Source organism: Paenibacillus pabuli NBRC 13638 (assembly GCF_001514495.1).
GTDB classification, from domain to species: Bacteria; Bacillota; Bacilli; order Paenibacillales; family Paenibacillaceae; genus Paenibacillus; species Paenibacillus pabuli.
In genome coordinates this window covers 215,653-241,869 of record NZ_BCNM01000009.1, presented here as the reverse complement: position 1 = coordinate 241,869, position 26,217 = coordinate 215,653, and the positions used below count along the sequence as shown (strand labels likewise).

Genomic DNA, 26,217 nt, shown 5'->3' with positions numbered 1-26,217 from the left:
TTAATGAAGCATTCAAATCATTTAAATTTATAAAGTAACTAACTTTTAGTGCGTTTTGTTGTTAAATTTATCTTAACATAAAGATATTTAAATAACAATCCTTTTTTAGAAATCCATCTGGACACTTCATTCATTCAATGCCAAAATGAAAAAGTTAACATTAAAGAGAAATACTGTGCAGCGAGAATGGAAGGAGTGAAGAAGCACATGGTATTTCCCCAGTGGCTTGATCCATATGATGCAGAGCCTTTTATGCTGTTTTCCACTTCACACCTATGGGCGATCGGCCTGACTGCTGCGCTGATTATACTGATGTTTCTGCTTCGGAACGGGCTACGTTCATTGTCACCCAACATACGCCGGATCATTCGGATGACGATGGCTTGTTTCATGTTCGGCTGTGAGGGCGTGCTTCAATTCTGGTATGTATATGGGGGCGTCTGGAGTCTTCAGACTTCATTGCCACTGGAACTATGCAGTCTGTCTCTTCTGTTATCGGCGCTGCTATTATTGAATCGCAGTCGATGGCTTCATTCTGCATTGCTGTTCGCAGGAATAGCAGGAGCCTTAATGGCGATTGTAACGCCTAATCTTGGTTATGCTTACCCGCATTTTCGTTTTATCCAATTTTTTGTTGCCCACGCCTCTATTATTCTGGCGCTGCTCTATATGACTTGGGTGGAACAGATGCGTCCAAGCTGGAAATCGGTATTGGGTTCTATGCTTTTCGTGAATATGGCTGCACTGTTCGTATACGCCATGGATGTTCTGCTCGACGCCAATTATATGTTCCTCAGACATAAACCCGATACGCCTTCTGTACTCGACATGTTGGGCCCATATCCTCTGTACATTCTTGGGGAAGAAGTGCTGGCCATCGTCATATTTTCCCTGATGTATTTGCTGCTCTTTGCCATTCCCGAGCGGCTGAATACCCGCGTGAAGAGAGGAAAGAGTTCGGCACTCTAGTTACAGGTAAACCAAACATCCCGCAGCAGTCTGAATATCCAGGCCGTTTGCGGGATGTTTTGAGCTGTTAACTCACAGTAAGCAGAATATGAATGGTTATCCACGAAGCAAGGATTCCGCACCGTCCACGTAGATCCGGGTACCGGTCACATGGGAAGATTCGTCGGAGGCGAGGAACAGGACCAGATTGGCTACCTGTTTCGATGTTCCAGGTTCACCTTTGAGCGGATGTTCATGACCTTCCGGAAACTCCACAGGAATCTGTACTTCTTTCAGATCGTCTGAAGGATAGGTGTTATCATCAATGTTAGTATCAATGGCGCCCGGACAGACAGCGTTGACACGAATTTTGTATTGAGCCAGCTCCAATGCAGCCATCTTCGTAAAAGCCGTTTGCCCCGCTTTGCTGGAAGCGTATGCACAGAAGCCGATGCCAGAGAATACACGGTTACCGTTAATGGAGCTAGTAATAATAATGCTTCCTCCGTTGTCTTTCAAATGGGGGATGGCGTACTTCACGGTTGCGAACGTGCCGCGCATATTGATGCCCATCGTCTGGTCCCAGTCCTCCGGTTCCATCGTTTCGATCGGAGCCATCGTGCCGTTGATGCCAGCATTGGCAAATACGATATCGAGCTGTCCGGCTTGCTCTGCTGCCTGATTGATGGCCTTCTGTACGTTGTCCGGTTTCGATACATCACATTCAATGACGTGGGCTTCTCCGCCTGCGTTCTCAATCGTCTGTTTGGTCTTCTCTGCATTTTCCGGGGTCCGGTCCAGCAAAAATACTTTGGCTCCATGCTCAGCAAAACGAATGGCAGTAGCTTGACCGATACCTGATCCACCCCCGGTCACAATCGCAACTTTCCCTTGCAAACGTTGTTCAGTCATCCTGATCCCTCCGAATCGTATGAATTGTCAGTATTACTCTCTATCTCTACATACCCGACTCTGCCAAGGTGAATCAATGTAATCCATATAAAAAAGGACCGCATGGCGGCCCTACATTTTGCAACCGGGATGATAGAATCATCGGTTTGCTTGCTATTACTTATGTTTTTTCCAGTCCATTGAACTGTTGTTCAACAGGTACTCAAAATCATTATCTTTTCGCTTCTGTTCCGCTTTACGAGCTTCATCCGCCTGCTGGCGTTCCTGCTCTTTGCGTGCAGCCTCTGCAGCCTTGGCTTCATCTGCCTGCGCTTTTAGTTTCTCCAGCACATCGCTGCTCAGCAGGTCCTTCAATGTGGTGGGTTTATCCTGTGCTGCTTTGGGAGCAGGGGTGTGTTTTTTTGATTTTGCCATGGAATAATCTCCTTTCAAGAACATGAATCAATCTCCAGTGGTACCTCAGTAGTCATAGTATATCAGGTTCACGAAACCCATTCCACGAAACAAAATAACAAAAGCAGGAAACGGAGGGTTACGTGACGAATGAAAACGGGTATAAAATCATATCATAGTACCGATACTGCGACTATTCCCTGGAGAAAGGAGTCGTTGTTCGTGGAAGTAAACCGTAGTTTACTGAAAGGGCTTGCTTGGGGTGTAGCCTTCAGTTGTCCGCTATGGATTGCGATCATCGGTTGGTTGCGTTTGATGGGATGGATGTATTGAGATCAGCGGGTTGCAGAGCTGCTGCATATAGAGTCGTGCCGGATGAGGGCATTTTTTATAAAGTCATTTATGTAAACGCTAACAATGGATAAAGCTCTGCCCTGCGTAAACACGCAGGACAGAGCTTTTGTTTGCTTTACAAGTAAAACATAGATCTGATGATGATTGGCTGTTTCAGCAATTAAGGCATTTTCACCGGTTCTGGATACTCCAGACCGTGGGTGTCAACGGTGACTTTTTTCATCACCTGATCGTTAACCGGTTTGTCTTTTTCGCCTATTTGTTGAGCGGCAATGCCATCAACGACGTCCATGCCTTCTGTAACTTTGCCAAAGGTGGCATACGCATTATCCAGATAATCGGCATCTGCTAACATGATGAAAAACTGGGAGCCAGCGGAATCCAGATTATCGGATTTACGCGCCATGGAAATGACTCCACGTGTATGATTTAGATGGTTTTTGTGACCATTGGATGTAAACTCACCTTTAATGGTATATCCTGGGCCGCCCGAACCATCGCCGTTAGGATCACCACCTTGAATCATAAAGCCTGGAATGACACGGTGAAAGATCAGTCCATCATAGAAACCTTTATTCGCTAAGGAGATGAAATTGTACACGGTATTGGGCGCAATCTCAGGATACAACTCGATGACAATTTTTTGCCCGTCTTGCATTTCAATTGTAGCCACTGGATTTGGACCTTCAGGCGGTGCTGGGACAGCTTCCGTTGCGCCATTGGAAGGGCGTCCGCAACCACTAATGACGATAAGCAGCATCGCCAGTACTAGCGACACAGCTGTTGTTTTTTTCCACCGAAAAGACATGAGAACGTTCCCCCTTGCATCTCTGCATAATATATTTAGTCAGAATTATTCTCGGATAATCCCTCAACTATCATACCGTTTTTGCGGACAAAATGGCAATGCAAGACAGATGTTAGGAACAGCAAGGGATGGTGTAAATGCTTACAGAGGTGTAAAATAAGGAAAATGCTTCCGCAGCAGGGACGTACGGGTCTGTTCCGTTCGCTCCAATACACGGCAGTCCCGTCGTCAGTAACGGAAAGGACGTGCGGGTATATGGACTTCTCGTGGAAGCGTAATCTGGTGATTTTGTGGATTGGTGTGTTCTTTTGCAGCACCGCTTATTCGATCTCCATCCCATTTCTACCCTTGTTTCTGAGCGGCGATCTGGGCGTTCGTGATCACTTGGAGTTCTGGTCAGGGCTTGCCTTCGGCATTACCTTCCTGGCGAGTGCGCTGGTGTCTCCGTTCTGGGGATCACTTGCTGACAAATACGGACGCAAGCCAATGCTGATCCGGTCGGGATACAGCCTTGCAGTTTTGTATTTGATCAATTTTTTTGTGCAGGATCCCTATTCACTAATCGTAGTTCGATTGTTTCAGGGGCTGCTTGCTGGGTTTGTTCCGGCGGCCATTGCGCTGGTCGGCACCAACACACCCGAAGAGAAGACAGGGTATGCACTGGGGATCATGTCTACAGCCGGGGCAACAGGAGGTATAATCGGCCCATTAATTGGTGGGGTGGTTAGCCACTATTATGGCAACCGAAATGCATTTTTATTTTCAGCTATCGTGGTGTTGGTCTCCGCCCTGATCGCAACCTTTTGGGTAAAGGAAGAGAACTTTAACCGGAACAAGGCGCGTTCCCACGTGATGGATGATATCCGGGAAGCCAAGGCCAATCGATTATTTGTTACGGTGCTTGGCATGATGGGCATATGTACATTCTCCGTCATGATTCTGGAGCCATTATTAACCGTGTACGTGATGGAGATGGGCATTCAGCCTGATCGTGCTTCTCTCAGCTCGGGTATTATTTTCTCAGCGGTTGGTGTAGCTACGGTCATTATGGCGCCGCGCTGGGGTAAAATTGGCTCGCGAATCGGATATGGCAAAGTGCTGATCATTGGTCTCGTTGGTGGGGCAATTGGGAACCTCCTGCAGTTCTTCACTACAGGCTATATCGGGTTTGGCATTTTGCGTTTTGTGTATGGATTGTTCTTCGCTGCGGTGTTCCCCGCGATTAATGCAATGATTGTGCAGGTGACTGACCCCGGCTTCCGGGGTAGAGCATTCAGCCTGAATCAATCGGCTTCCCAGATCGGTACGATGGCAGGGCCAATTATCGGTGGTATTCTCGGTGGCTGGCTGCCGATTCGCTGGATTTTTATTATCAATGGAATTGCGCTCCTGATTACCGCCATTGTGGCGAAGTGGGCCAGACTGGAACATAAATTGCCGGGAATGGGCAAACCCTCTCCGAAATAAATGATAATGATCAATGGAGAGAAGAGTAGAAGCATGCAGAGAAGATGGCTCCGTAGAATACGGAAGTCATCTTTTTCTGTGTGAATTCTTCCATTCCTTTAATAACAAAAACAAAAAGAAACCTCGGTGTGACGAGGTTTCCTGTGTTGGTATTTAGAAGCTGATACCAAGTTAATTTGAATGCAGCCTACTTTCGGTTTCGAGCATCTGCATTCTTCGAAGATTTTTCTTCCTTGGGAATGGCATGCTCTACAGCATCGATCTGATCCTCATCTTTTAACGCTCCCGGGAAGGAATCTTCCGTGAACAGTCCGAATCCCGGATCAATATCCCGCTCGGTCACCAGATTATCAGGCTCGTGTACATCTCGCTTGTGTTCATCCTTCATCGTGTCGACACCTCCTTATCAGGCTAGAGTTACACATGTTAGCGCCGTGGTGGTATATCGTTCTCAGGTTTGGCATCTGCACCGGCGCCGTTCAGCAGGTCTGTACCGTGCAGTGCATCTGGATCGGGTGCAGCTGGATCAACCGGGCTATCCGGTTGCAGAAGATCGGCATCAGGTACGGATTCAAGCGGCGTTTCTGCCAAGCGGGAATCCAATTCCTGTTCTTCCGCGGCTGTGGCAGCTACAGGCAGTATATCGATAGTATCCTCCGTGTTGATTCGTCTTCCGGAAACTTCATCAAAGGTATCCATATCTCCTTCAGGGACTTCGGTTTCCGGAGGAATATCACGGAACCTCTGATATCGGTCGTAGTAGCGGTCGCTCTCATCATTGCTAATCGGTTTGTCTGACATAAGTAACACTCCTTTCAGTGGGTTATATTCAATGGTTGTTTGTTTCAGTATGATTCCCTGGAGTTGCCAAAAAGCTACGACCTAAAATTTGGGAAATACATACTTGACCAGAAAGTACAGGAAACCGAAAAAAATAATGACATACGCCGCATATTTGATAAACGTGGAAGCGACCATACTCGAGTCTGACTTTTGTTGAATGTCTTTATGTTCTACCTCTACCGTTTTGTGTGGCTCGTTCATTCGAATCATCTCCTTAAAGGGGTAAGTGATTGCTTTGAGGAACCATTACACCTGGAAGGGCAGGTTGAATCGCCTTGAGCGGTTTTGCAGCATTTGATGTTTTCCCTATGTTATGATTAGACATGGATATATGAGGGAGGGATTCCAATTGGATTGGTATACGCTAGGTAATATGATCAATCGAATCCGAATTGGGCAAAAGGCATCTACGCCGGGGTTTTCCCGTACCGTTATTCGTCGTCCAGATGGACTGTTCTGGGTAGGCGGGATATGGTCAGGACAGGTTGTCCAGTTACGGGATTATCTTTTCTCGGATATATGGACCATCTATGATGATGAAGAAACGGAGCAATGGTTGGAATTCCGTACCGAGGTTGAGCAGAAAGAGCGTGAAATGATTGAGAACCAGTTCGAAGATTTGCGTGGTTAACAGAAAGAGTCTTAAAATTTTCGATAAAAAAATGGAAAAGAACGATATATCTACTAAAATATGAATTTTCATTTCCCTCCAAGAAGGTGACACGTTAAATCATGGCGAATGATAAATGAGAGGACTTGGGGTTAGAGAAAATAAGAACTTTGAGGTGCTGTAAATGGAAAATGTGCCCAAAGCTATCAGCATCTTATGGATGAGCCTGTTGATTATGCTCTGCTTGCCGCACGGGATAATCTCAGCGAATGCAGGAGAGGTTGAAAGGCCTGTATCCATTACGGGATGGGAAGTAAAATGGGGGAACGCAAACGATCAGGGGTTCATTAGCGAGGTACAAGGCTCAGACGAGATCTGGGAGAAGCAGAGCGCAGAAAAATTGGAATACAGCATCATTGATCCCCCTTCAGGTTCGCTTTGGACTCGTGTGACCATTCCTGAAATAAGCGATGAAAGCTCGGCAATTCGCTTTGAGAATATTAAAGGGAATCATATTGTAATCTACCTGGAAGATCGTAAGGTGTATGAGAACTATCATTACAATTATGATAACAATGCTGTGTTGCTACCGTTATCCAGTGAAAATTCTGGTGCAGCATTATATGTTTGGTCCGAGAATGAGAAAGGCAAACTTGGCATCTACGGAACGGTTCAGGTAGGGTCTTATGCGACACTTCAGGAACGGTACATTCACAATGGGCTGCTGGATGTGATATTGGGAGCCACCTTTGTCTTTACAGCCATTACAATGATGAGCTGCACATTTTTCCTCGGTAAATTCCATAAGGGATTATGGATTTCGCTATGTATCGTTATGGGGTCCATCGGAACAATGATCATCACCTATTCGCAATTTTTATATACGTTCTACCAGGTTTACGGTAATCTATACTCGGTATTGTTCGACATGGCTATGCTGATGGGCATGCCTGCACTCTGTTATTTTTTTGAACAAATTATCGGACCAGGTCCTTATGGCATCTTCACCAAACTGAGAAAATTCCAATTCATCTATTCCATCATTGCTGTGACTGCCCTGTTCATGAGTTTTATATCCGGCGGTCAATGGGACATGTTCTACAGTGTACTGGTTCAGGACGTGATTGGGTTTATTCTCGTAGTTCTTTTGAGCATATTAATGATCGGCACGATCACCAAAGCGTTGCAGCGTAGTAGAGAAGCCATTTTGCTTGCTACGGGATTCAGCACATTCGCCTTAATCAGTGTTGCTGAGCTACTGTGGTATTTCCAGCGAAATGGACCCTATCACCTTATCTGGTGGAAATGGTCGATGGTTGCCTTTGTCATTTCTCTTATTGCCATACTGGGAAGCCGATTTGCTGAAAAACATACCAAAGTGCTTGAATATTCCAAAGAATTGGAGTTGTTCAATAATGAATTGCAGCGCTCTGAGAAAATGGAGATCATTAGTGAACTGGCAGCTTCGGTTGCCCATGAAGTTCGTAATCCGCTGCAAGTGACTCGGGGATTCCTTCAACTTATGACGGAGCAGGAGGACAACAAAAACAAGGGATATGTGCGAATTGCTCTGGAGGAGCTGGATCGGGCTTCTGGCATTATTACCGATTTCCTTACGTTTGCCAAACCGGAGTTTGATCATATTACCTCTCTAAATATCGGGGATGAATTTGAACATATTGAAGGTATTCTTGTACCGATGGCTAATCTGGAAGGTGGTAAAATTACAACTGATATCCCTCCGAATCTATGGATCAGAGGCAATTCATCCAAGTTCAAACAGGCCTTTATCAATATAATTAAGAATAGTATTGAAGCTTTGCAGGGACAAGGTCAGATTGATATATGGGCCTATGCCCAAGATGGGTTCGTCAAAGTACATGTGAGGGACAATGGGGAAGGCATGGATGAGGAAGCGCTGGTTCGGCTTGGAGAGCCCTATTTCTCCAATAAAATTAAGGGAACCGGTCTGGGGATGATGGTCACCTTCCGAATCGTGGAAGCCATGCATGGGCAGATCAGCTTTACAAGCACCAAAGGGGTAGGAACGGAAGCTGTTGTATCTTTTGCCGAGTTCGTCGAATGACAACCGGCAGAAGCGTACAATGGCTTTTTTCGTTCACTACCCCATGTGTAATAAATGGAAGTATTAAATTAAATTAACGGTTTAGTCTCTCCATGGCCCGCAGTTCACGTCATAATTCACTTTGGATGGATTGGGAGGAATCACGAGAACATAATCGTTCTGTTGTTCTTCAACGGTACGAACTTGAATGTGTTCAGGAATATCAATGCCAAATGCTTCACGAAGCGCCTGCTTCGGGTTGGAGTGCAGCTGTTGTCTAAAGTGCTCATCTGTCCAGGCTTTCTCAATAATGTCCTCATGCAACGTTTTTTCTGATACCATCATCGTCAACATTCCCTTCATATTTAAAATTCAACTGAACCAGCTCGCCTCTTGGGATCAGGCACCATGATGCTGCTCGCTCATCCAGTAGTGAAACCCGCCTAGAAGTAGCATTTTCTTATGCTGTTCAATGTTCTGAACAGCCTGTCCCAAAATGCTGCATAAGTAGGAATTAAACGCTTCGAGATGCGATATTCCCAAGTTAGAAGATGTTAATATCATGTTATATTGTCTGGCGATGTCAACATAGGAGTTCATGAATTGAGTATTGTACACGTTATCATGTACACATTCGCTTACAGGATGAGCCGGGTAGTGGTGTTCCAATGCTGCGGATATGTGGGAGAGGAAGCTGTTGTAATTTCCGTGCACAGCATCTTGTTTCGTGTCTGTGAAGTCATCTGTCATCTGGAGTGTCATCAGTGCAATGTTGACGGCAGAACATACCGAAGGAATGCGATGCCCTTGTTCCAAAAGAAGGAGTGAACCAGCTGCTCCGAGCTGAAGTGGGGCAGCCTTTTGTGCGATTAACAACGGGCTTTTGTTGAAATAATCAATGGAGTTCTCACCGGTGACACTCAAGGCCCAATCCTCGATGTACTGCCTGAAATATGTCCAGAATGGAGATGAAGGTTGGAAAAGTTCCGAATATGCACAGAGGGCGTCCATATAGTATAGATTACCCAGTGATAACTTTAGTGCTGCATCTGCGGGGCGTTCATCCATAACCTCGTCCTGATTCAGAAAATATAACATATGCATGAGACAGGCAGTACTCAGTCTGTGTGCTTTCGCTTGGGGGAGTCCATCCGAGAGTTGCATCCACAGCGGAATAATATAGCCAATATAGCTGTGACCCGAATCTCGTAACAAAGGATTGACCAAATGAATTTGTTCTAGTGCATGTTCTGACATTGGTTCAGGATAGTTCTGTACCAGCTGCTCTGCCGCAGCGAACACCACCTCCACATCGGATTTAAACGGATCAAACCATTCTCTCCGCATCGTTTGGTTACGCCCTTCCTGTGATAAAGTGATTAAGGACTATTTGACTAGATCATGAAGTTACTGTAAGTATACCGGAAATGAATTGAAAAAAATAGGAGTTTTTGTGATGAATTGTGAAAAAAAATGATGACTTTTGGTATTTTTATGGGATAAAAAAGGGTAAGTTAGGCTCAAACTAAGAAAGCATAGGATTTTGACATATGAAAGGCGGCAAAGAGATGAAACACAGATGGAAAATGTGGATGGCAGCCGGACTGGCAGCCGTATTTATATCAACAACCAATGGACATATGGCATTTGCTGATTCGAACAGATCTGTTGAGGAGCCCCATGCGGTGACATCTTCCTCCTCCACAAATCAGACCAAGCCTTGTATGCAGGCAGGCCATGGCCTGTTTATGATTGGGGAGACCGCAGATTTACTCGATATTGGGCTTCGGGACATGAAGGAACAGATGGAGCTTGGCAAAACGCTAACTCAGATTGCCAAAGAGCGCAAGGGACTTAGTGAAGAACAATTATTGGAGAAGCTGAAGCCGTCGCTTTCTCAGCGATTGGATAAAGCTGCTGAAGAAGGCTGTCTCACGAAGGAGCAGGCAGCAGCAGCCAAGGCAGGTATGGATACCAAGCTGAAGAAGGTAATTAATACACCACTGCGGGAATTAAGACGTGAGTTTGTCCATCATGGCAGCAGACGTCCGATGATGGACAAGGGAGCGATTGCACGCTTTATCGGCATTACTCCGGAGCAACTCCATCAGCAGCTTCAGAGCGGGAAGTCGCTGGCTGAGATTGCTCAGGCAAAAGGCATCAGCGAAACGCAGCTGGTGGACAAGCTGAAGGAAGAATTGACAGGTGACCTGAAGAGATTTGTTAATCAGAAGGGGAATGTACATCATGCTCCCGCTCCTCAGGATACTGCACCCGGAAGATCAGCTTCCACAGAAGCAAATTGACAAAGAGCGTCTTCCATCAGGGAGACGCTCTTCTTCATGCAGCGCTATGAATTGGTTTCCGGGGTACGATTAGGGCTGGCTGAAGGATGAAGCGCGGGTGTACTCCTTTTGCCCAGAACAGCAGCATCTTGCTGGACCGGATAAATACGTTTTTTTCGGTACAATCCGACGGTGAAGCGGGACCCGGGAAGTTGGGAAAGTCCCCAACTGATTGCAAGAGAGAAAGTGACCGTTACGACGAAAGACAGCAGCGTTATGGGCAGATGCCAGCCACTGAGCTGGAGCGGTCTGGTGACATAAGCAATACCATAGATGACCAATGCATGAACCAGATACCCGCCGAAGGAATATCGGCCAATCCACGACAGAAGGCGCAGAAATAGCGTATCTTTGCTACGCAGAAGTACAAGGAATCCATAGAACATGAACAGCTGCGCCATAATAATCAAGAATGTCGTCGGCTTCAGATAGGTTGAGATATTTAGGTTGACGACATCTCCTGATCCCCGCAGCACATCGTAACCTAGCCAGATGTACATCCCTACGAACATACATATCATCCAGGGCAGCATACGTGAGGTCCAACTTCTCCAGCTATCGACCGACCAGGCACATACGGCGCCAAGCAAAAAGTAGAACCAGTACATGATCCATGTATAAGAGCGGTATTGCAGCAAACCAGACCAGGGTTGGGTTAAGGCTTCTGTCCACCCGCCCATATCATAGTAGGACCACTTCATCAGCCATGTGTACAGCGCTGCCGCGATGACAACCAGCGCAATGATCGATTGCGTGGACGTGATGCGGGTGAATTTTCCGAACCATCTTTGAATGCATTTGGCTCCTGTAAGAAACAGGGGGAACAAAATATAGAATTGGAACACCATAATGACAAACCACAGGTGGTATCCTGTCTGTGGCAGGAACAGCTCGCGAACAAGACTACGGAAGTCCGGTGTACCCGAAAGCCAGAAGTCGGGGGTGAATATCCGTACGGACAACCAATAGATGAACGTCCATACCATAAAGGGCACATAAATATCCCCAAACCGTTTACGGATAAACCGGGGATAATCCGGTTTGCTGTGGCTGTGATGGTAGAACAAGAGTACTCCAGACAGAAAGACAAATGTCGGCGTGCCAAAACGAGTCAGATGATAAATCATGGTCAGCATGACGGAATCCGGTTGCTCAATATCGGGGCGATATATATATTCAGCGATGTTATGCTGCATTACAATAGCGAGAAATGCGAGACCTCGCAATGGGGTCCATTCCACGATTCGCGGTTTATTCATGTACATTCCTCCTTCGTGTAGCCGGAATTCATCATTTAAGGGTACCTGTTGAACATTAAGGCTGCATTAAATGGGGAAAATAGGCACAAAAAAAGACGGCCTTAGCCGCCATATAAATCAATATTTTTCATTGCTGAACTTGCTTCTTTTTGTTTTCATCCAATTTAGTTTAAGTCTTGTACTTTCATTGATTGATCCTCCGAAGATTTTGCATCTTCCTCAAACAGATTCTGAATGTATGCTTTGAGTTTGGTTTCATTCACGCCAAGCACCTGAGCTGAACCGACAAGTTCATTGGTAAGCAGCTTGTGCGGCGGAATCTGCTGCTGATCTATTTCGTTCACGTTAATATCGAACCCGAGTGAAGCGAGCTTCAGCATCTGGGTTGGACTGAGATCGGTCTCAATATAGGGAGCGACAGCTTCCAATATATCGGGGATTTTGAAGAGCGAAGTGGTGCTCTGCATCTTCTTGGCCAATTCCGTCATGAATATCCGCTGCCGTTCTGTACGGGTGAAATCCGAGGTTGCGTCGTGACGAAAGCGGACATACTGGAGGGCCGTATTGCCGTCCATGTGCTGTAGTCCCTTTTTAAGATCGATATCGTACATATGCTTGTCTGCTTTGCTGGTGTAATACATGTCTTTCTCCACATCAATATCAATCCCGCCTACAGCATCAACCAGTGCCATAAACCCGGTGAAGTCCGTGTACACGTAATGCTGAATCGGAATACCGAGCAGGTTGCCTACAGTTTGTTTGGTCAGCTCAGCACCACCATAGGAAAAAGCGGCATTAAGTCTGCTCTTGCCATGACCCGGAATCTCAACATAGGTGTCCCTTAGAACGGAGAAGAGGTGGGCCTTCTTGGAGACCGGATCTATGGAAGCGACCATAACAGAGTCTGAACGGCCGGCATCATCTCCCCTGGAATCCCCACCGAGAAGCAGAATATTCACCCGTTCTTTACCGTCCCATTTGGGAAGTGGAGTGGATGGAGAATCTGCGTTTGGGTCTGTCCCTGAGGAGGAATCGGAGGGGGAAGTCGTACCGGAAGCGGTCGAGATGCTATTGGCAAAATGAACGATCGAATATCCGTAGTATACAATGACACCCGTTACGGCAAGTGCCAGGGTTAGGGCAGTCCCCCATAACCATTTCTTAAGCATAATCTTCACCTTTCTATGATTGAACTGATATGTAATCCAAACTATTTTAACAAAAAGAAAGGAAAATGTCCCCTTTGATTTCGAATGTTCGGTTAGATAGAGGAATATTTGACAAATGGATGGTGTATATTTATCATGTAAAAAACAATCATGCTTTGTGTAATGGAGGTATTAAACGGCTATTATGAATCAATCTGTGTTTCATTGGATCAATCAGTTTGCAGACCGAATTCCGTTTCTGGACTGGTTTATGATTACATCGGCTGAATATGCTGTCTGGGTTATGATTGGGCTGCTCGTAATCATATGGTTTCTCGGTGAGCCTTCGAAGCAGCGCATTGTATTTTATGCGTGTGTAGCTTCCGTTGCAGCCCTTTGTCTGGCAAAATGGGGGATTTCACCTATAGTGGGTCACCCGCGGCCGTTCGTGGAAGGTATAGTAAATCAACTGGTTCCGCATGTTCCGGACCCATCTTTTCCAAGCAAACATGCTTCCTTTGTTTTCGCTTTAGCTGCGGCTTCTTTTTTCATAGGGCGTCGCTTCGGATTATGGATGCTGCTGCTCGCTTTACTGACAGGGGTATCACGCGTATATGTAGGCGTACATTATCCTGCTGATATTCTCGGCGGATTCATTCTGGGCAGTCTGATCAGTGTAATCTTGATTGCTACGCGGAACTATACCAAGTCGATTCCCGATTTCTTCATCAACATACATCGTCGGGTTTTCCGTTAGTAGTATATTATAGTAGGGACCGGAAGAGAACTTCCGTTTACTGGAGCCTTACGTTTTTGGTACGCCAAAGACTTGAGGTTTTTTTGTGTTTATTTCGAAGTTAACGGAAATTTATAAAAAATTGAAATCGGATATATACAATTCATGACGAAAGGTGTCGATATACTATAAATATGTACTAGTTGAGGAGTGGGGAACATGAAAGAGGCACAGGGAAGTGGAACGGGGAAATTGAGATTAACCATTCGAATGAAATTACTGACCGGGTTTCTATTGGTAGTGGCTCTACTGGCTGTAGTCAGCATTTATGCGCTGACCCAAATTCACGATATGTCCAAAAAGGCCGATGAAATCGACAAGATGTGGATGCCTAGTGTGAGTCTGCTGGGAAAAATGAATGGAGATATATCCGATGTGGAACGGCTTGCTCTTGCCGTAATTGTCGAAACGAATCCAACTGAAATTACCAAGATGACTGAAGCGTTGGAACAACTCCAAGCCAAGATTGAGAATGAGCGCAAGGAACTGGCCTCTCTCATCGCAGGCAGTACCGAAGCAGTGGCATTGTACAATACGTTTAGCACGAACTATGAAGCGTACTTGACTAAAATGCCAGCATTTATGGAAATGGGCATGGCTAACAATTTTGAAGAGGCCAGCAGATTGCATTCAGAGGCTTATCCACTATGGTATAAATCGAATGATTCCATTACTCAATTGATTACGATGGGAAATACACTGTCGGATCAAGCTACGAATACATCAGTTGAGTCTGCTGAACAAGCATTTAATGTTATATTGGCAGTAACCATTCTTGCTTTCCTGGTTGCCATGTTTATTGCCTTCTTTATTGCGAGCATCATTTCGAAGCCAATCAAGAAGATGAATGCAGCGGCCATGCTTATAGCCAATGGTGACTTGACCAGTGAGAAGATTGTTATCAAGAACAAGGATGAGCTGGGATCGCTGGCGGATTCCTTCAATACGATGACTGGCAACCTGCGCGCAATGATTCAATCGGTATCGTTCACATCCGAACAGGTAGCCGCCTCTTCAGAGGAACTCCTTGCGAGTGCAGAGCAGAATACGAAAGCTTCGGAACAGATTTCCGAGACGGTTGAAGAACTGGCTGTGGGTACTTCCGATCAAGTGGACATGGTGAAGCGGTCTTCACAGGCAATGAGTGAGATGGCGCTTGGTTCGGAACAGATCGCCGAGCTTGCCCAAAGTGTATCCGTATCCGCCGTTGATGCAGCGAATCAGTCTGCCGAAGGAAATATGATTATTCAGCAAGCTGTTGAGCAGATGGGTTCTGTTCGTAATTCCATTGCATCACTGACAGAACTGGTTACAGGGCTCGGAGAACGTTCCGCAGAGATTGGTACCATTACAGAGGTTATCAACAATATTGCTCGTCAGACCAACCTTCTTGCCCTCAATGCAGCGATTGAAGCCGCACGTGCAGGTGAGCACGGACGTGGTTTCGCAGTCGTAGCCGGAGAAGTGCGGAAGCTCGCAGAGGAGTCTTCCACTTCTGCACAACGAATTACGGATCTCGTGCAATTAATTCAGAAGGATACAGATCATGCCGTGCAGGCTGTTAAAGTGAACAGCAATGAAACGGAGGCCGGAATTGAGATTGTAACAGCGGCAGGACAAGCCTTTGAGCAGATTTCGGGTGCGGTTAATAAGGTAGCCGGTGAGATTCAGGAAGTATCCGCAGGTTCGGAGGAAATGTCAGCAAGTACGAATGAAGTTGTAGGATATGTGGATCAGATCTCCAATATTGCTGGAGAAGCAGCAGGCGGAGTGCATAATGTATCCGCCGCAACCCAGCAGCAGCTGGCTTCCATGGAAGAGATTGCTTCGTCTGCAGGCTCTTTGTCCAAAATGGCAGAAGAGCTGCAGGAGCAAATCAACAAATTCAGAGTGTAACAAGTCAAAAGACAGGATGTTCAGACTGGATAGTATCAGGATCGTCATTCAGCCTGTAGCAAGGATTATACAAAATTTCAGGACGGTTTCTCATATCGCGACCATCGATATGAGAGGCGGTCTTTTTTTTGTCATATCCATAACCGAACATGTCACAACAATGTTATTTCAGAAGTCACCAGCGCTGATATTGCAACTGAAGTAAAAGGTTATAATGGTAATTAATGGTGGAAAATACATGGAGTCGCACCATAGAAAGGAGCGGGTCATTACATCTGTGTACTTGGAAAATTACGAGACAACTATGGTAAAAGGAGCTGAATGGTTGAACATGAAGGGAAGCTGGTGGAGACGAGTCGCTATTCTCGCGTTATCGGCAGGACTACTGGCAGGAAGTACTTCCATACAGGCATGGGATGGTAAGGCGGATGCGGCTGCCGGAGCCCATAACTATGCAGAAGCATTGCAGAAAGCCGTTTACTTTTATGAAACCCAGCGGTCTGGCTCATTGCCGGAAGATAACCGGGTGGAATGGCGCGGTGATTCCGGTTTAAATGACGGAGCAGATGTTGGGGTTGATCTAACCGGAGGATGGTACGATGCCGGGGATCATGTGAAATTTGGTCTGCCCATGGCTTATTCAGCTACGATGTTAGCCTGGTCTGTTGTGGAATACCGCGAGGGGTATGAACAGGCAGGACAACTGGATGCGATTAAGGATAATTTGAAATGGGCGACAGATTATTTTGTGAAAGCGCATACGAGTCCGAATGAACTATGGGGACAAGTCGGAGCAGGAAATACCGACCATTCCTGGTGGGGACCGGCTGAAGTGATGCAGATGAACCGTCCGTCCTTTAAGATTGATGCATCCTGTCCGGGTAGTGAACTTGCAGGAGAAACAGCGGCAGCACTTGCGTCTTCGTCCATGGTGTTTCGGGACAGTGATCCTGTCTATGCCGACAAACTGCTGAAACATGCCAAGGAGTTATACAGTTTCGGGGATACGTACCGTGGGAAGTATACAGATTGCATCACAGATGCCCAATCGTTCTACAACTCCTGGACGGGTTATGAGGATGAGCTTGCATGGGCAGCAACATGGTTATATATGGCGACAAATGATAGCGCTTACTTGTCCAAAGCGATTGCGACGGCGAATCAGTGGCAGGCGGATGGGCAGAACGGGAACTGGGCCTATACATGGACCCAGGGCTGGGACGACAAACATTATGGAGCCCAGATTCTCCTGGCCCGGATTACGTCCAGACTGAATATGCCGGAAGCAGCACGGTTTATCCAATCGACAGAGCGCAATCTCGATTATTGGTCTGTAGGTACGAATGGAGAACGAATCAAGTATACACCGGGCGGGCTGGCCTGGCTTGATACCTGGGGATCGCTCCGTTATGCAGCGAATGCATCATTCATTGCTTTTGTGTACTCCGACTGGGTCAGTGATCCGGTTAAAAAAGCAAGATATCAAGACTTTGCTGTATCGCAAATGAACTACATCCTGGGGGATAATCCACGCCAGAGCAGTTATGTGGTCGGCTATGGGCAGAATTCGCCGAAACATCCGCATCACCGGACCTCCCACGGCTCATGGACGAACAGTGACAGTATTCCTTCGGATCACCGACACATCCTGTACGGTGCAATGGTTGGTGGACCGGATGTAAAAGATGCCTACACCGATTCCATTGGAGACTATGTCAGCAATGAGGTGGCAACCGATTACAATGCAGGCTTTACAGGCGCGTTAGCCAAGATGAATCTGCTATTCGGCGAGAATGATCAGCCCATCGCGAATTTCCCGGCTCCGGAAGTGAAGACAGATGAGTTTTTTGTTGAAGCTGCCGTGAAAGCATCCGGTTCCGATTATACGGAGATCAAGGCTCAACTGAACAATCGTTCGGGCTGGCCTGCGCGAATGGGGGATTCGTTGTCCTTTCGCTACTTCCTGGATCTGAGTGAGGTCTACGCTTCAGGATATACCGTTTCGGATGTCCATGTCACAACGGAATATGCCGAGGGTGCTGTAGTGTCCCAGCCGATTGCGGTTGATGCAGCGAAGCGAATCTATGCCATTACTGCCGACTTTACCGGAACCCCAATCTATCCGGGCGGGGAGGGACATTATCGTAAAGAGGTCCAGTTCCGCATTACCGGCCCGCAAGGCGCCTGGAACGCAAATAATGATCATTCATACGAGGGCTTGGGCACTGGGAATGTGGCCAAGAGCCTATACCTTCCGGTATACGATGCGGGCAACCGGATCTACGGAGAGGAACCTGGAGTCACACCAGATGTCACGCCTGCTGCACCTTCGGGGGTTCAGGTCCTGGCAGGGAACGCTCAGGTCATCCTGAACTGGGCAGCATCACCGGGGGCAGAGTCGTACAACGTGAAACGAGCCGAGGTGAATGGCGGTCCATATGTTACTGTAGCGACAGGAGTAAATGGATTAACATACACGAACACGGGGCTGACGAATGGCAAGACCTATTATTATGTGGTGACGGCTATAAATTCAGCCGGAGAGTCGCCGGGGTCTGCACAGGTCTCTGCCACCCCGCAGGCAGGAGGATCTGTGCCTGGTGCACTTGAAGTGCAGTATCGCAACGGGGGCTCGGGAGCTTCTGACATTGCGGTGACTCCGCAGTTCAATCTTAAGAACACAGGTACTCAGGTGATTGCTCTGAGTGACGTGAAGCTCCGGTATTATTTTACGAAGGATGGCACGGCTGATCTGAGCTTCTGGTGTGACTATGCCCAGATGGGTACGGCCAACATTGAAGGCAAATTTATCACGGTAGACCCCGCGAAGGGGACAGCGGATACGGTTCTGGAGATCAGTTTCAAACCCGGAGCAGGCAGTCTGGCTCCTGGAGCGGAGACAGGGGTGATTCAAGGGCGTTTCTCCAAGAACAATTGGAGCAACTTTGATCAGAGCAACGACTATTCCTATGATGCAACCAAGACGACTTTTACGGCCTGGACTCAGGTGACGGGGTATCAGGGCAGTACGAAAGTATGGGGGATCGAGCCTTAGAAAAATAGCACAAGCCAACAGCGATTCAAATTGAATTCCACCATTCCAGGGAGGTAATGTACATGTTGAAATCAGCTGCGAAGAAAAGTTTGACGGCCATGCTTGCAGGGACCGTTATGCTGACCGGTTACACCGGTTTGTGGGCAGGCCCCCAAACCGCTTATGCCGAAGAACAGGCCATTGATGCTCAGGCGGACGGAATCAATGAAGCACGGTTTTTGCAACTGTATGATCAACTGAAAGATCCGGCAAACGGTTATTTTTCTCCGGAAGGTATTCCGTATCACTCGGTTGAGACACTGATGAGCGAGGCCCCGGATTACGGGCATATGTCCACGTCGGAGGCGTACAGTTATTGGTTATGGCTGGAGACCATGTACGGTCACTATACTGGGGACTGGTCTAAGCTTGAAGCAGCTTGGGACAGCATGGAGAAGTACATTATCCCGGTCAATGAGGGTGATGGCAAGGAAGAGCAGCCAACCATGAGCTTCTACAACCCGAACAGCCCTGCCACGTATGCAGCGGAAAAGCCGTTCCCGGACCAGTATCCATCCACACTTAATGGGCAATATGCAGCGGGGAAAGATCCACTGGATGCCGAATTCAAGGCATCCTATGGGAATAATCAGACTTATCTGATGCACTGGCTTATCGACGTGGATAACTGGTACGGATACGGGAATCTGCTGAATCCATCCCATACAACGTCGTATGTGAATACGTTCCAGCGTGGGGAGCAGGAGTCCGTGTGGGAGGCCATTCCTCACCCATCGCAGGATGATAAATCATTTGGTAAAGCAAACGAGGGGTTCATGAGCCTGTTTACGAAGGAGAATCAGGCACCGTCAGCACAGTGGCGTTACACCAATGCAACGGATGCCGATGCACGTGCGGTGCAGGTGCTCTACTGGGCGAAAGAAATGGGATATAACAATACGGAATATCTGGATAAAGCGAAGAAGATGGGAGACTATCTGCGCTATGGCATGTACGACAAGTACTTCCAGAAGATCGGCAGTGCGAAGAACGGTACGCCAAGTGCGGGAACAGGCAAGGATTCCAACATGTATCTCATGGCCTGGTATACGTCATGGGGAGGTGGTTTGGGTCAAGGCGGGGACTGGGCATGGCGCATTGGAGCGAGTCATACCCATCAGGCCTATCAGAATCCGGTTGCAGCCTATGCCTTGTCTGATCCGGCTGGCGGCTTGATTCCGAAATCAGCTACTGCCCAAGCAGACTGGAATGCCACGCTGAAGCGTCAGCTGGAATTCTATAACTGGCTGCAATCCCATGAAGGGGCCATCGGCGGGGGAGCAACCAACAGCATTGGCGGTTCGTACGGGGCATATCCGGCAGGAGTCAGCACATTCTATGACATGGCTTATCAGGAAGCACCTGTATATCGTGATCCGGATTCCAACACCTGGTTTGGATTTCAGGCATGGCCGCTGGAGCGGGTGGCGGAGATGTATTACATTCTTGCCGAGAGCGGTGACCTCAGCTCCGAGAACTTCAAGATGGCCAAGAAGGTCATTACGAAGTGGATCGATTGGTCCAAGGATTATGTGTTTGTAGGGGAGCGTCCTGTAACGGATGAACAAGGCTATTATCTGAACACAGCTGGACAGCGCATCTTGGGCGGAACCAATGTTCAGGTTGCGACTACACCTGCTCCGGGTGAATTCTGGATTCCAGGCGGTCAGGAATGGCAGGGACAACCGGATAAATGGAACGGATTCAGCACGTTTACGAATAATCCGAACTTCCATGCGGTTACCAAAGATCCAGTGCAGGACACGGGGGTACTGGGAAGTTACATCAAGGCGCTGACTTTCTTTGCGGCAGGAACCCAGGCGGAGAGCGGCACGCTGAGTGCAAAAGGTCAGGAAGCGAAGGATTTGGCCGAGTCGCTGCTTGATACGGCTTGGGACTATAATGATGGTGTGGGGATTGTTACAGAAGAGGAGCGTAAAGACTATTTCCGTTTCTTCGCCAAAGAAATTTACATCCCGGCGAATTGGTCAGGTACCTTCGGTCAGGGTAACACGATTCCTGGTACAGCAGGCGTACCTTCCGATCCGGCGAAAGGCGGTAACGGTGTATATATCGGTTATTCCGATCTGCGTCCGGCAATCAAGCAGGATCCGGCTTGGGCTTATCTGGATAACAAGTACAGAACGTCTTACAACCCAACAACGAAACAATGGGAAAATGGTGCACCAACCTTTACCTATCACCGGTTCTGGTCACAGGTGGATATGGCTACCGCGTATGGCGAATATGATCGTCTCCTTGGTGATGCCGGAGGTCCAGGGGTTCAGGTGCCAGCAGCTCCAGCTGGTCTGACAGCTGCAGCGGGCAGTGAAGAGGTCGTTCTGAACTGGAATACTGCCTCCAATGCCTCTTCTTATACTGTAAAACGTGCAGAAGTGAACGGGGGTCCGTATACACCCGTAGCAACAGGGGTTACAGGCGGCACCTTCACAGATACGGGATTGACGAATGGCAAAACGTACTATTATGTGGTGACTGCTGTCAATACAGCTGGCGAATCTGCACCTTCTGCTCAAGCGTCTGCTACTCCGCAAGCGGGAACAGTCGTTCCGGGAGTGTTAACCCTTACGGGAACGGCGGGCAATAATCAGGCTGTGCTGACATGGACCGCATCGACCGGAGCTGCAAGTTACAAGGTACAACGCTCGGTTGCAGGTGGAACCTACACCGATCTGGCTACAGGTCTGACGGCACTGACTTACACGGATGCCACGGCAGTGAACGGTACCGCATACAATTACCGGGTGGTGGCAGTAAATGCAAGCGGCCAGACCTTTTCCAATGTAGTGACGGTGACACCAACAGCGCCTCCTGTAACAACAGGTGCACTTGAAGTGCAATACCGCAATGGTGGTTCAGGGACGTCAGGCAATGCGGTGACCCCGCAGTTCAATATCAAGAACACAGGCACGACAGCGGTAGATCTGAGCCAGGTGAAGCTTCGGTATTATTTTACGAAGGACAGTGCATCTGATCTGAGTTTCTGGTGTGATTATGCCGAGATTGGCAGCGGCAACGTAGAAGCCCGCTTTGTGACGGTAGATCCGGCCAAGGGTACAGCGGATACGTATCTGGAGGTTGGATTCAAATCCGGAGCAGGCAGCCTGGCTGCCGGAGCAGAGACGGGAGTTATCCAGGGGCGCTTCTCGAAGGACAACTGGACCACTTTTGATCAGACGAATGATTATTCCTTTGATGCTACCCAAACGGCATTCAGTGTCTGGAATAAAGTGACCGCCTATATTGACGGGGTCAACGCATGGGGCATTGAGCCATAATTGATTCATATTAGAATCAGGAGTACAGCCGGGGAGAAATCTCCGGCTTTTTCTGCATATTGGAGAGAGTTTAAGTTGAATGCAGGCAGCTTGACCTTCAAATGAAACATAGTAATGTTTACCATATATCGAATTCGAATATTAAAAGATAGGTCATCTGACGCACTTTTTGCATGATCAACGGTTTAAGTTTAATTTCTACAGAAAATGAGACACAGCAAAAAGTTACAATAATTTAACCATTGAAAAATGAGAGTTTTCCGGTAGTTTTAGCCAATTGGTGTGAGCATTTTCCCTGATTCTTAGTGCTCAAGCATGCCAAATCGAATACAGGACTTTGGACTGATGATCGTTATGGACAGCCGTTTTACAATGGGGCAAGCCCGGCGAATGAGGCCAGGTTAAAATTCTGTAACATCAGGGGGAACACGACATCATGAACTGGAAAAGCAAGATCATTACCGCAAGTGTAACAGCAACGATGCTGATGGGAAGTCTGACAACAGGAGCATTAACGACACCCGCATCGGCAGCCGCCGTTGAAAACTCAAAAGTTAAAGTCATCTGGGGAGTAAACTTGCGTACATCACCATCTTCTTCAGCAAGCATTGTTCGTATGGTGCCAAAAGGGGAGACTGTGAAGGTGCTGCAAAAATCCGGATCTGGCTGGTATAAAGTTAAGGACTCCGGTAACCGGACAGGATACATATCTTCTTCTTCAAAATATACACAAGCCGTGAAAGGCAGCACGACAACAGGAAGTGGCAGTACCAGTGGGTCTGGTTCAGGCAGCAGTACGTCTGTTACAGGCAGTGCTTCTGTGGAGAAAGTCATAGCTGCTGGTATGAAATATTGGGGAACGCCTTATGAGTTTGGTGCAAGTCGTAACAGTACGGCTACGTTCGACTGTTCAAGCTTTGTCCGCCAGGCATTTATGGATGCGCTCGGAATCAAGCTTCCGTCCGATTCACGTAAACAAGGAGCCTATGTGAAAGCCAAGGGTAGTGGTACGACTCATTGGAAAAATCTGAAGCGTGGTGATCTGATGTACTTTATGTCTTATAAAGGCAGCTCGGCATCATCCTACTCTGGCATGAATAAATCCAAGGCAACCATTACCCACACGGGCATCTATCTCGGGGATGGCAAAGTACTGCATACCTACTCCAATGCTGGTGGCGGTGTGACGATTAGCGACATCTCCGGCAAACACTGGGAGTATCGGTTCCTGTTTGGTGGAAGTGCGCTCTAAATCCGTGCGTACATATTAATTCAGAACATTCTATACTCATCTTTAGAACCTTCCATCTCTGCCAGTTCAGCGGATGGAAGGTTTTTTGGGTTATTCGTTCAATCCTGATAGTACAGACGGAACAGGATATCTTGATCATAGTTGCCGAATCCCTGACCATATAACGTCAGTCCGCCCACATGCTGCGCATCTTCCTCCACGGAGAGGCGCAATGTCCATTGGTTGCGTTCCACAGGAATATCTGCAAGCGTAATTTCGGACATATGCTGTCCATCGATGAATGTCCCCTCATGCGTAATCCGCAGTACCTTGAGCATACCGTACTGATTGACACTGTCGCTCCACCATTCGGGAGTAAACATCCCGCGTCCATTTCCCGAATCTCCAGGGCTTGTCCATTCACCTAACCGGATTCCGTTGAGCATAAATGTAATGTCCGAGGGCCAGTTCGGATTGACTGAAGGTGCTTCGGAGCCTATCTCAAGAGACAATTCAATGGCACTGATCTGTTGGCCTGACAAGATATAATTTGGAATTTTGTATTCCACGAATCCACGTCCGAACCAGAGAATATGGGCATGCATCCGTTCGGGGTCCAGAAAATAGCGTGGGTCATCATACTGTCCAATGACCTGATTCGAGGTAGCCAGACCACAGGTCGGATATACATCAAAATGGGTATAATGCCCGACAGGGATTGCTACTTCATGAAGCTTGCGGGCGGCCCCGGTTTCCTGTGGCATGGAGATACCGATCCAATCTACAGCCAGGCTGTTCATTTTGTGCGTACCTCCATCCTTGCGAATCATTTTGGACTGGATGATGCCCACATCCTGAAGCTTGCGAACATGCATGGTTACGATTGCACTGCTCAGGCCAAGTGATGCGGCAATGTCCTTCACGTTCATAGGGGTCTCCGCGACAAGTCTGATAATCTGCAGACGGACCTCACTCGCGAGTGCCTCGTATAGGGGCAGCCATTCGGCATCGGTATTTGCTCTGATCACATGTGTTCCTCCATTTTTAATTTATAGAATTAAGTTAAACATAAATCCAGTAAAAAGAATAACATTTTGCAAAATTCATGTTGAAATTGGTACCATAATCGATTTTAATATAAATATGAACGTTGATCCATAGATTATCAATTAATTTTTATATTAATCTTAGGGAGCTGAACTTCACGATGGAAAAAGCAAGAATGACGGTAGACAAGGATTTCACAATTGGCGTAGTAGATAAACGTTTATACGGTTCATTTATTGAACATCTGGGACGTGCCGTATACGGTGGAATATATGAGCCGGGTCATCCTACAGCGAATGAAGCGGGTTTCCGTGGAGATGTGCTGGAGATGGTTAAGGAGCTGCAGGTTCCAATTGTACGTTATCCTGGCGGTAACTTTGTATCCGGTTACAATTGGGAGGATTCGGTTGGACCTGTGTCTGAGCGCAAGCGCAGACTTGAACTGGCCTGGAGAACAATCGAGACCAATGAATTTGGATTCAACGAATTTGTGGATTGGTCCAGACAGGCGAATTCGGAAGTGATGATGGCCGTCAATTTGGGAACACGGGGAGTTGACGCAGCCCGCAACATCGTGGAGTACAGCAATCATCCTGAAGGTTCCTACTATAGTGATTTGCGTATTAAACATGGATACAAAGAGCCTCATGCCATCAAAACCTGGTGTCTTGGCAACGAAATGGACGGTCCGTGGCAGATTGGTCACAAAACAGCAGAAGAGTATGGGCGGATTGCGCTTGAAGCGGCAAAAGTAATGAAGTGGACAGATCCGACGATTGAGCTGGTCGCTTGCGGAAGTTCATCCCTGGGTATGCCATCCTTCCCCGAATGGGAAGCAACGGTGCTGGATCACACGTATGATCATGTTGAATATCTGTCGCTTCACCAGTATTACGGCAATGCCGATCAGGATACGCCAACATTCCTGGCGCGTTCCCTGGAGATGGATCGTTTTATTGATACGGTAAAAGCGACCTGTGATTATATCAAAGCGAAAAAGCGCAGCAAGAAGACGATGTTCCTGTCCTTTGATGAATGGAATGTCTGGTATCACTCCAACGAAAGCGACAAAATGCTGGACCCATGGCAGATTGCTCCGCCACAGCTGGAGGATGTGTACAACCATGAAGATGCATTGCTTGTGGGCTGCATGCTGATCAGCATGCTGAAACATGCGGACCGAGTTAAGATGGCATGTCTGGCACAGCTCGTCAACGTTATTGCTCCAATCATGACGGATAATGGCGGCGCTGCATGGAGACAGACGATCTTCTATCCGTTCATGCATGCTTCCGTGTTCGGACGTGGAACCGCGCTTGTACCGTTGATCCAGTCACCGAAATATGATACCAAACAAATTACGGATGTTCCTTATCTGGAGGCCATTGCAGTGCATAATGAGGAGCAGGGTGAAGTGACTGTTTTCGCCGTGAACCGTCATCTGGAAGAATCTCTTCCGCTGGAAGTGGATCTGCGCAGCTTTGGGAAGTGCCGCTTGATGGAGCATATTGTGCTGGAAAGTGATGATCTGAAGGCAGCCAATACCGCAGCAGAGCCGAATCGCGTCGCTCCTCATAACCGTGGTGATGCAGAGGTATCGGAGACCCTGATTACGGCAAGCTTGGCCAAAGCATCGTGGAACGTAATCCGGTTGAAAGTTCAGTAATCAAGCAGGAAGAATCATGCGAGTTGCACAATGAAC

22 protein-coding genes are annotated in these 26,217 nt (G+C 47.6%); 11 read left to right on the top strand and 11 right to left on the bottom strand.

Going from position 1 to position 26,217, the window contains the following annotated elements; genetic code table 11:
* The first annotated feature begins 207 nt into the window (after positions 1-207).
* A complete protein-coding gene (locus tag PPA03S_RS14410; RefSeq protein WP_062323997.1) occupies positions 208-969 on the top strand; it encodes a YwaF family protein in 762 nt (253 codons plus the stop codon).
* Between the two features lie 96 nt (positions 970-1,065).
* Here PPA03S_RS14410 and PPA03S_RS14405 read toward each other — a convergent pair whose 3' ends face one another.
* The 3 genes from PPA03S_RS14405 to PPA03S_RS14390 form a co-directional block, all read right to left on the bottom strand.
* Positions 1,066-1,860, bottom strand: a complete 795-nt coding sequence (locus PPA03S_RS14405; protein ID WP_062323995.1) for an SDR family oxidoreductase — start codon at positions 1,858-1,860, stop codon at positions 1,066-1,068.
* A 156-nt stretch (positions 1,861-2,016) separates the two neighbouring features.
* Positions 2,017-2,274 carry a YqkE family protein gene (locus PPA03S_RS14400; protein WP_062324031.1) on the bottom strand — a complete coding sequence of 86 codons (258 nt, stop codon included), beginning with the start codon at positions 2,272-2,274 and terminating at the stop codon, positions 2,017-2,019.
* Between the two features lie 493 nt (positions 2,275-2,767).
* Positions 2,768-3,415 carry a peptidylprolyl isomerase gene (locus tag PPA03S_RS14390; RefSeq protein WP_062323990.1) on the bottom strand — a complete coding sequence of 216 codons (648 nt, stop codon included), beginning with the start codon at positions 3,413-3,415 and terminating at the stop codon, positions 2,768-2,770.
* A gap of 255 nt (positions 3,416-3,670) precedes the next feature.
* On the opposite strand from PPA03S_RS14390, the gene PPA03S_RS14385 reads away from it, so the two are divergent.
* Positions 3,671-4,882 carry an MFS transporter gene (locus PPA03S_RS14385; RefSeq protein ID WP_062323988.1) on the top strand — a complete coding sequence of 404 codons (1,212 nt, stop codon included), beginning with the start codon at positions 3,671-3,673 and terminating at the stop codon, positions 4,880-4,882.
* 187 nt (positions 4,883-5,069) lie between these two features.
* Here the strand turns inward: PPA03S_RS14385 and PPA03S_RS14380 are convergent, their stop codons facing one another.
* The 3 genes from PPA03S_RS14380 to PPA03S_RS33350 all read right to left on the bottom strand — a co-directional run bounded on the left by PPA03S_RS14380 (position 5,070) and on the right by PPA03S_RS33350 (position 5,926).
* A complete protein-coding gene (locus PPA03S_RS14380) occupies positions 5,070-5,270 on the bottom strand; it encodes a hypothetical protein (protein ID WP_062323986.1) in 201 nt (66 codons plus the stop codon).
* A 38-nt stretch (positions 5,271-5,308) separates the two neighbouring features.
* Complete coding sequence (locus PPA03S_RS32870; protein ID WP_157284161.1) at positions 5,309-5,683, bottom strand: hypothetical protein; 375 nt, start codon at positions 5,681-5,683, stop codon at positions 5,309-5,311.
* An 81-nt stretch (positions 5,684-5,764) separates the two neighbouring features.
* Entirely contained in the window at positions 5,765-5,926 is a 162-nt protein-coding gene (locus tag PPA03S_RS33350; RefSeq protein ID WP_167666038.1) for a hypothetical protein, read from the bottom strand.
* A gap of 148 nt (positions 5,927-6,074) precedes the next feature.
* Between PPA03S_RS33350 and PPA03S_RS14370 the strand changes: the two genes are divergently transcribed.
* Positions 6,075-6,356 carry a hypothetical protein gene (locus PPA03S_RS14370; protein WP_062323984.1) on the top strand — a complete coding sequence of 94 codons (282 nt, stop codon included), beginning with the start codon at positions 6,075-6,077 and terminating at the stop codon, positions 6,354-6,356.
* Between the two features lie 199 nt (positions 6,357-6,555).
* A complete protein-coding gene (locus PPA03S_RS14365) occupies positions 6,556-8,421 on the top strand; it encodes an ATP-binding protein (RefSeq protein WP_245683619.1) in 1,866 nt (621 codons plus the stop codon).
* An 81-nt stretch (positions 8,422-8,502) separates the two neighbouring features.
* Here PPA03S_RS14365 and PPA03S_RS14360 read toward each other — a convergent pair whose 3' ends face one another.
* Positions 8,503-8,745, bottom strand: coding sequence for an NHLP leader peptide family RiPP precursor (locus PPA03S_RS14360; RefSeq protein ID WP_157284159.1), 243 nt, complete (start codon positions 8,743-8,745; stop codon positions 8,503-8,505).
* Between the two features lie 54 nt (positions 8,746-8,799).
* Positions 8,800-9,747 carry a hypothetical protein gene (locus PPA03S_RS14355; RefSeq protein ID WP_062323980.1) on the bottom strand — a complete coding sequence of 316 codons (948 nt, stop codon included), beginning with the start codon at positions 9,745-9,747 and terminating at the stop codon, positions 8,800-8,802.
* A 221-nt stretch (positions 9,748-9,968) separates the two neighbouring features.
* Here PPA03S_RS14355 and PPA03S_RS14350 point away from each other — a divergent pair, with 221 nt between their 5' ends.
* A complete protein-coding gene (locus PPA03S_RS14350; protein ID WP_157284157.1) occupies positions 9,969-10,706 on the top strand; it encodes a hypothetical protein in 738 nt (245 codons plus the stop codon).
* Between the two features lie 44 nt (positions 10,707-10,750).
* On the opposite strand, the gene PPA03S_RS14345 is transcribed toward PPA03S_RS14350, so the two are convergent.
* Together PPA03S_RS14345 and PPA03S_RS14340 are read right to left on the bottom strand one after the other, a co-directional pair.
* A complete protein-coding gene (locus PPA03S_RS14345) occupies positions 10,751-12,004 on the bottom strand; it encodes an acyltransferase (protein ID WP_082704161.1) in 1,254 nt (417 codons plus the stop codon).
* Between the two features lie 164 nt (positions 12,005-12,168).
* The gene (locus PPA03S_RS14340; RefSeq protein ID WP_062323976.1) at positions 12,169-13,173 is read right to left on the bottom strand and encodes an LCP family protein; all 1,005 of its coding nucleotides are present in this window, start codon (positions 13,171-13,173) and stop codon (positions 12,169-12,171) included.
* Positions 13,174-13,357: 184 nt separating this feature from the next.
* Between PPA03S_RS14340 and PPA03S_RS14335 the strand changes: the two genes are divergently transcribed.
* The 5 genes from PPA03S_RS14335 (at position 13,358) to PPA03S_RS14315 (ending at position 23,489) form a co-directional block, all read left to right on the top strand.
* A complete protein-coding gene (locus PPA03S_RS14335) occupies positions 13,358-13,909 on the top strand; it encodes an undecaprenyl-diphosphatase (protein WP_062323975.1) in 552 nt (183 codons plus the stop codon).
* 198 nt (positions 13,910-14,107) lie between these two features.
* Complete coding sequence (locus tag PPA03S_RS14330) at positions 14,108-15,844, top strand: methyl-accepting chemotaxis protein (RefSeq protein ID WP_245683618.1); 1,737 nt, start codon at positions 14,108-14,110, stop codon at positions 15,842-15,844.
* Positions 15,845-16,175: 331 nt separating this feature from the next.
* The gene (locus tag PPA03S_RS14325; RefSeq protein ID WP_062324027.1) at positions 16,176-18,899 is read left to right on the top strand and encodes a glycoside hydrolase family 9 protein; all 2,724 of its coding nucleotides are present in this window, start codon (positions 16,176-16,178) and stop codon (positions 18,897-18,899) included.
* A 56-nt stretch (positions 18,900-18,955) separates the two neighbouring features.
* Positions 18,956-22,237, top strand: a complete 3,282-nt coding sequence (locus PPA03S_RS14320) for a glycoside hydrolase family 48 protein (RefSeq protein ID WP_411835230.1) — start codon at positions 18,956-18,958, stop codon at positions 22,235-22,237.
* A gap of 436 nt (positions 22,238-22,673) precedes the next feature.
* Positions 22,674-23,489, top strand: coding sequence for a C40 family peptidase (locus PPA03S_RS14315; RefSeq protein WP_062323971.1), 816 nt, complete (start codon positions 22,674-22,676; stop codon positions 23,487-23,489).
* 98 nt (positions 23,490-23,587) lie between these two features.
* Here PPA03S_RS14315 and PPA03S_RS14310 read toward each other — a convergent pair whose 3' ends face one another.
* The gene (locus PPA03S_RS14310; protein WP_082704160.1) at positions 23,588-24,496 is read right to left on the bottom strand and encodes an ArsR/SmtB family transcription factor; all 909 of its coding nucleotides are present in this window, start codon (positions 24,494-24,496) and stop codon (positions 23,588-23,590) included.
* Between the two features lie 179 nt (positions 24,497-24,675).
* Between PPA03S_RS14310 and arfA the strand changes: the two genes are divergently transcribed.
* The gene (arfA, locus tag PPA03S_RS14305; RefSeq protein ID WP_062323969.1) at positions 24,676-26,181 is read left to right on the top strand and encodes an arabinosylfuranosidase ArfA; all 1,506 of its coding nucleotides are present in this window, start codon (positions 24,676-24,678) and stop codon (positions 26,179-26,181) included.
* Positions 26,182-26,217 lie beyond the last annotated feature (36 nt).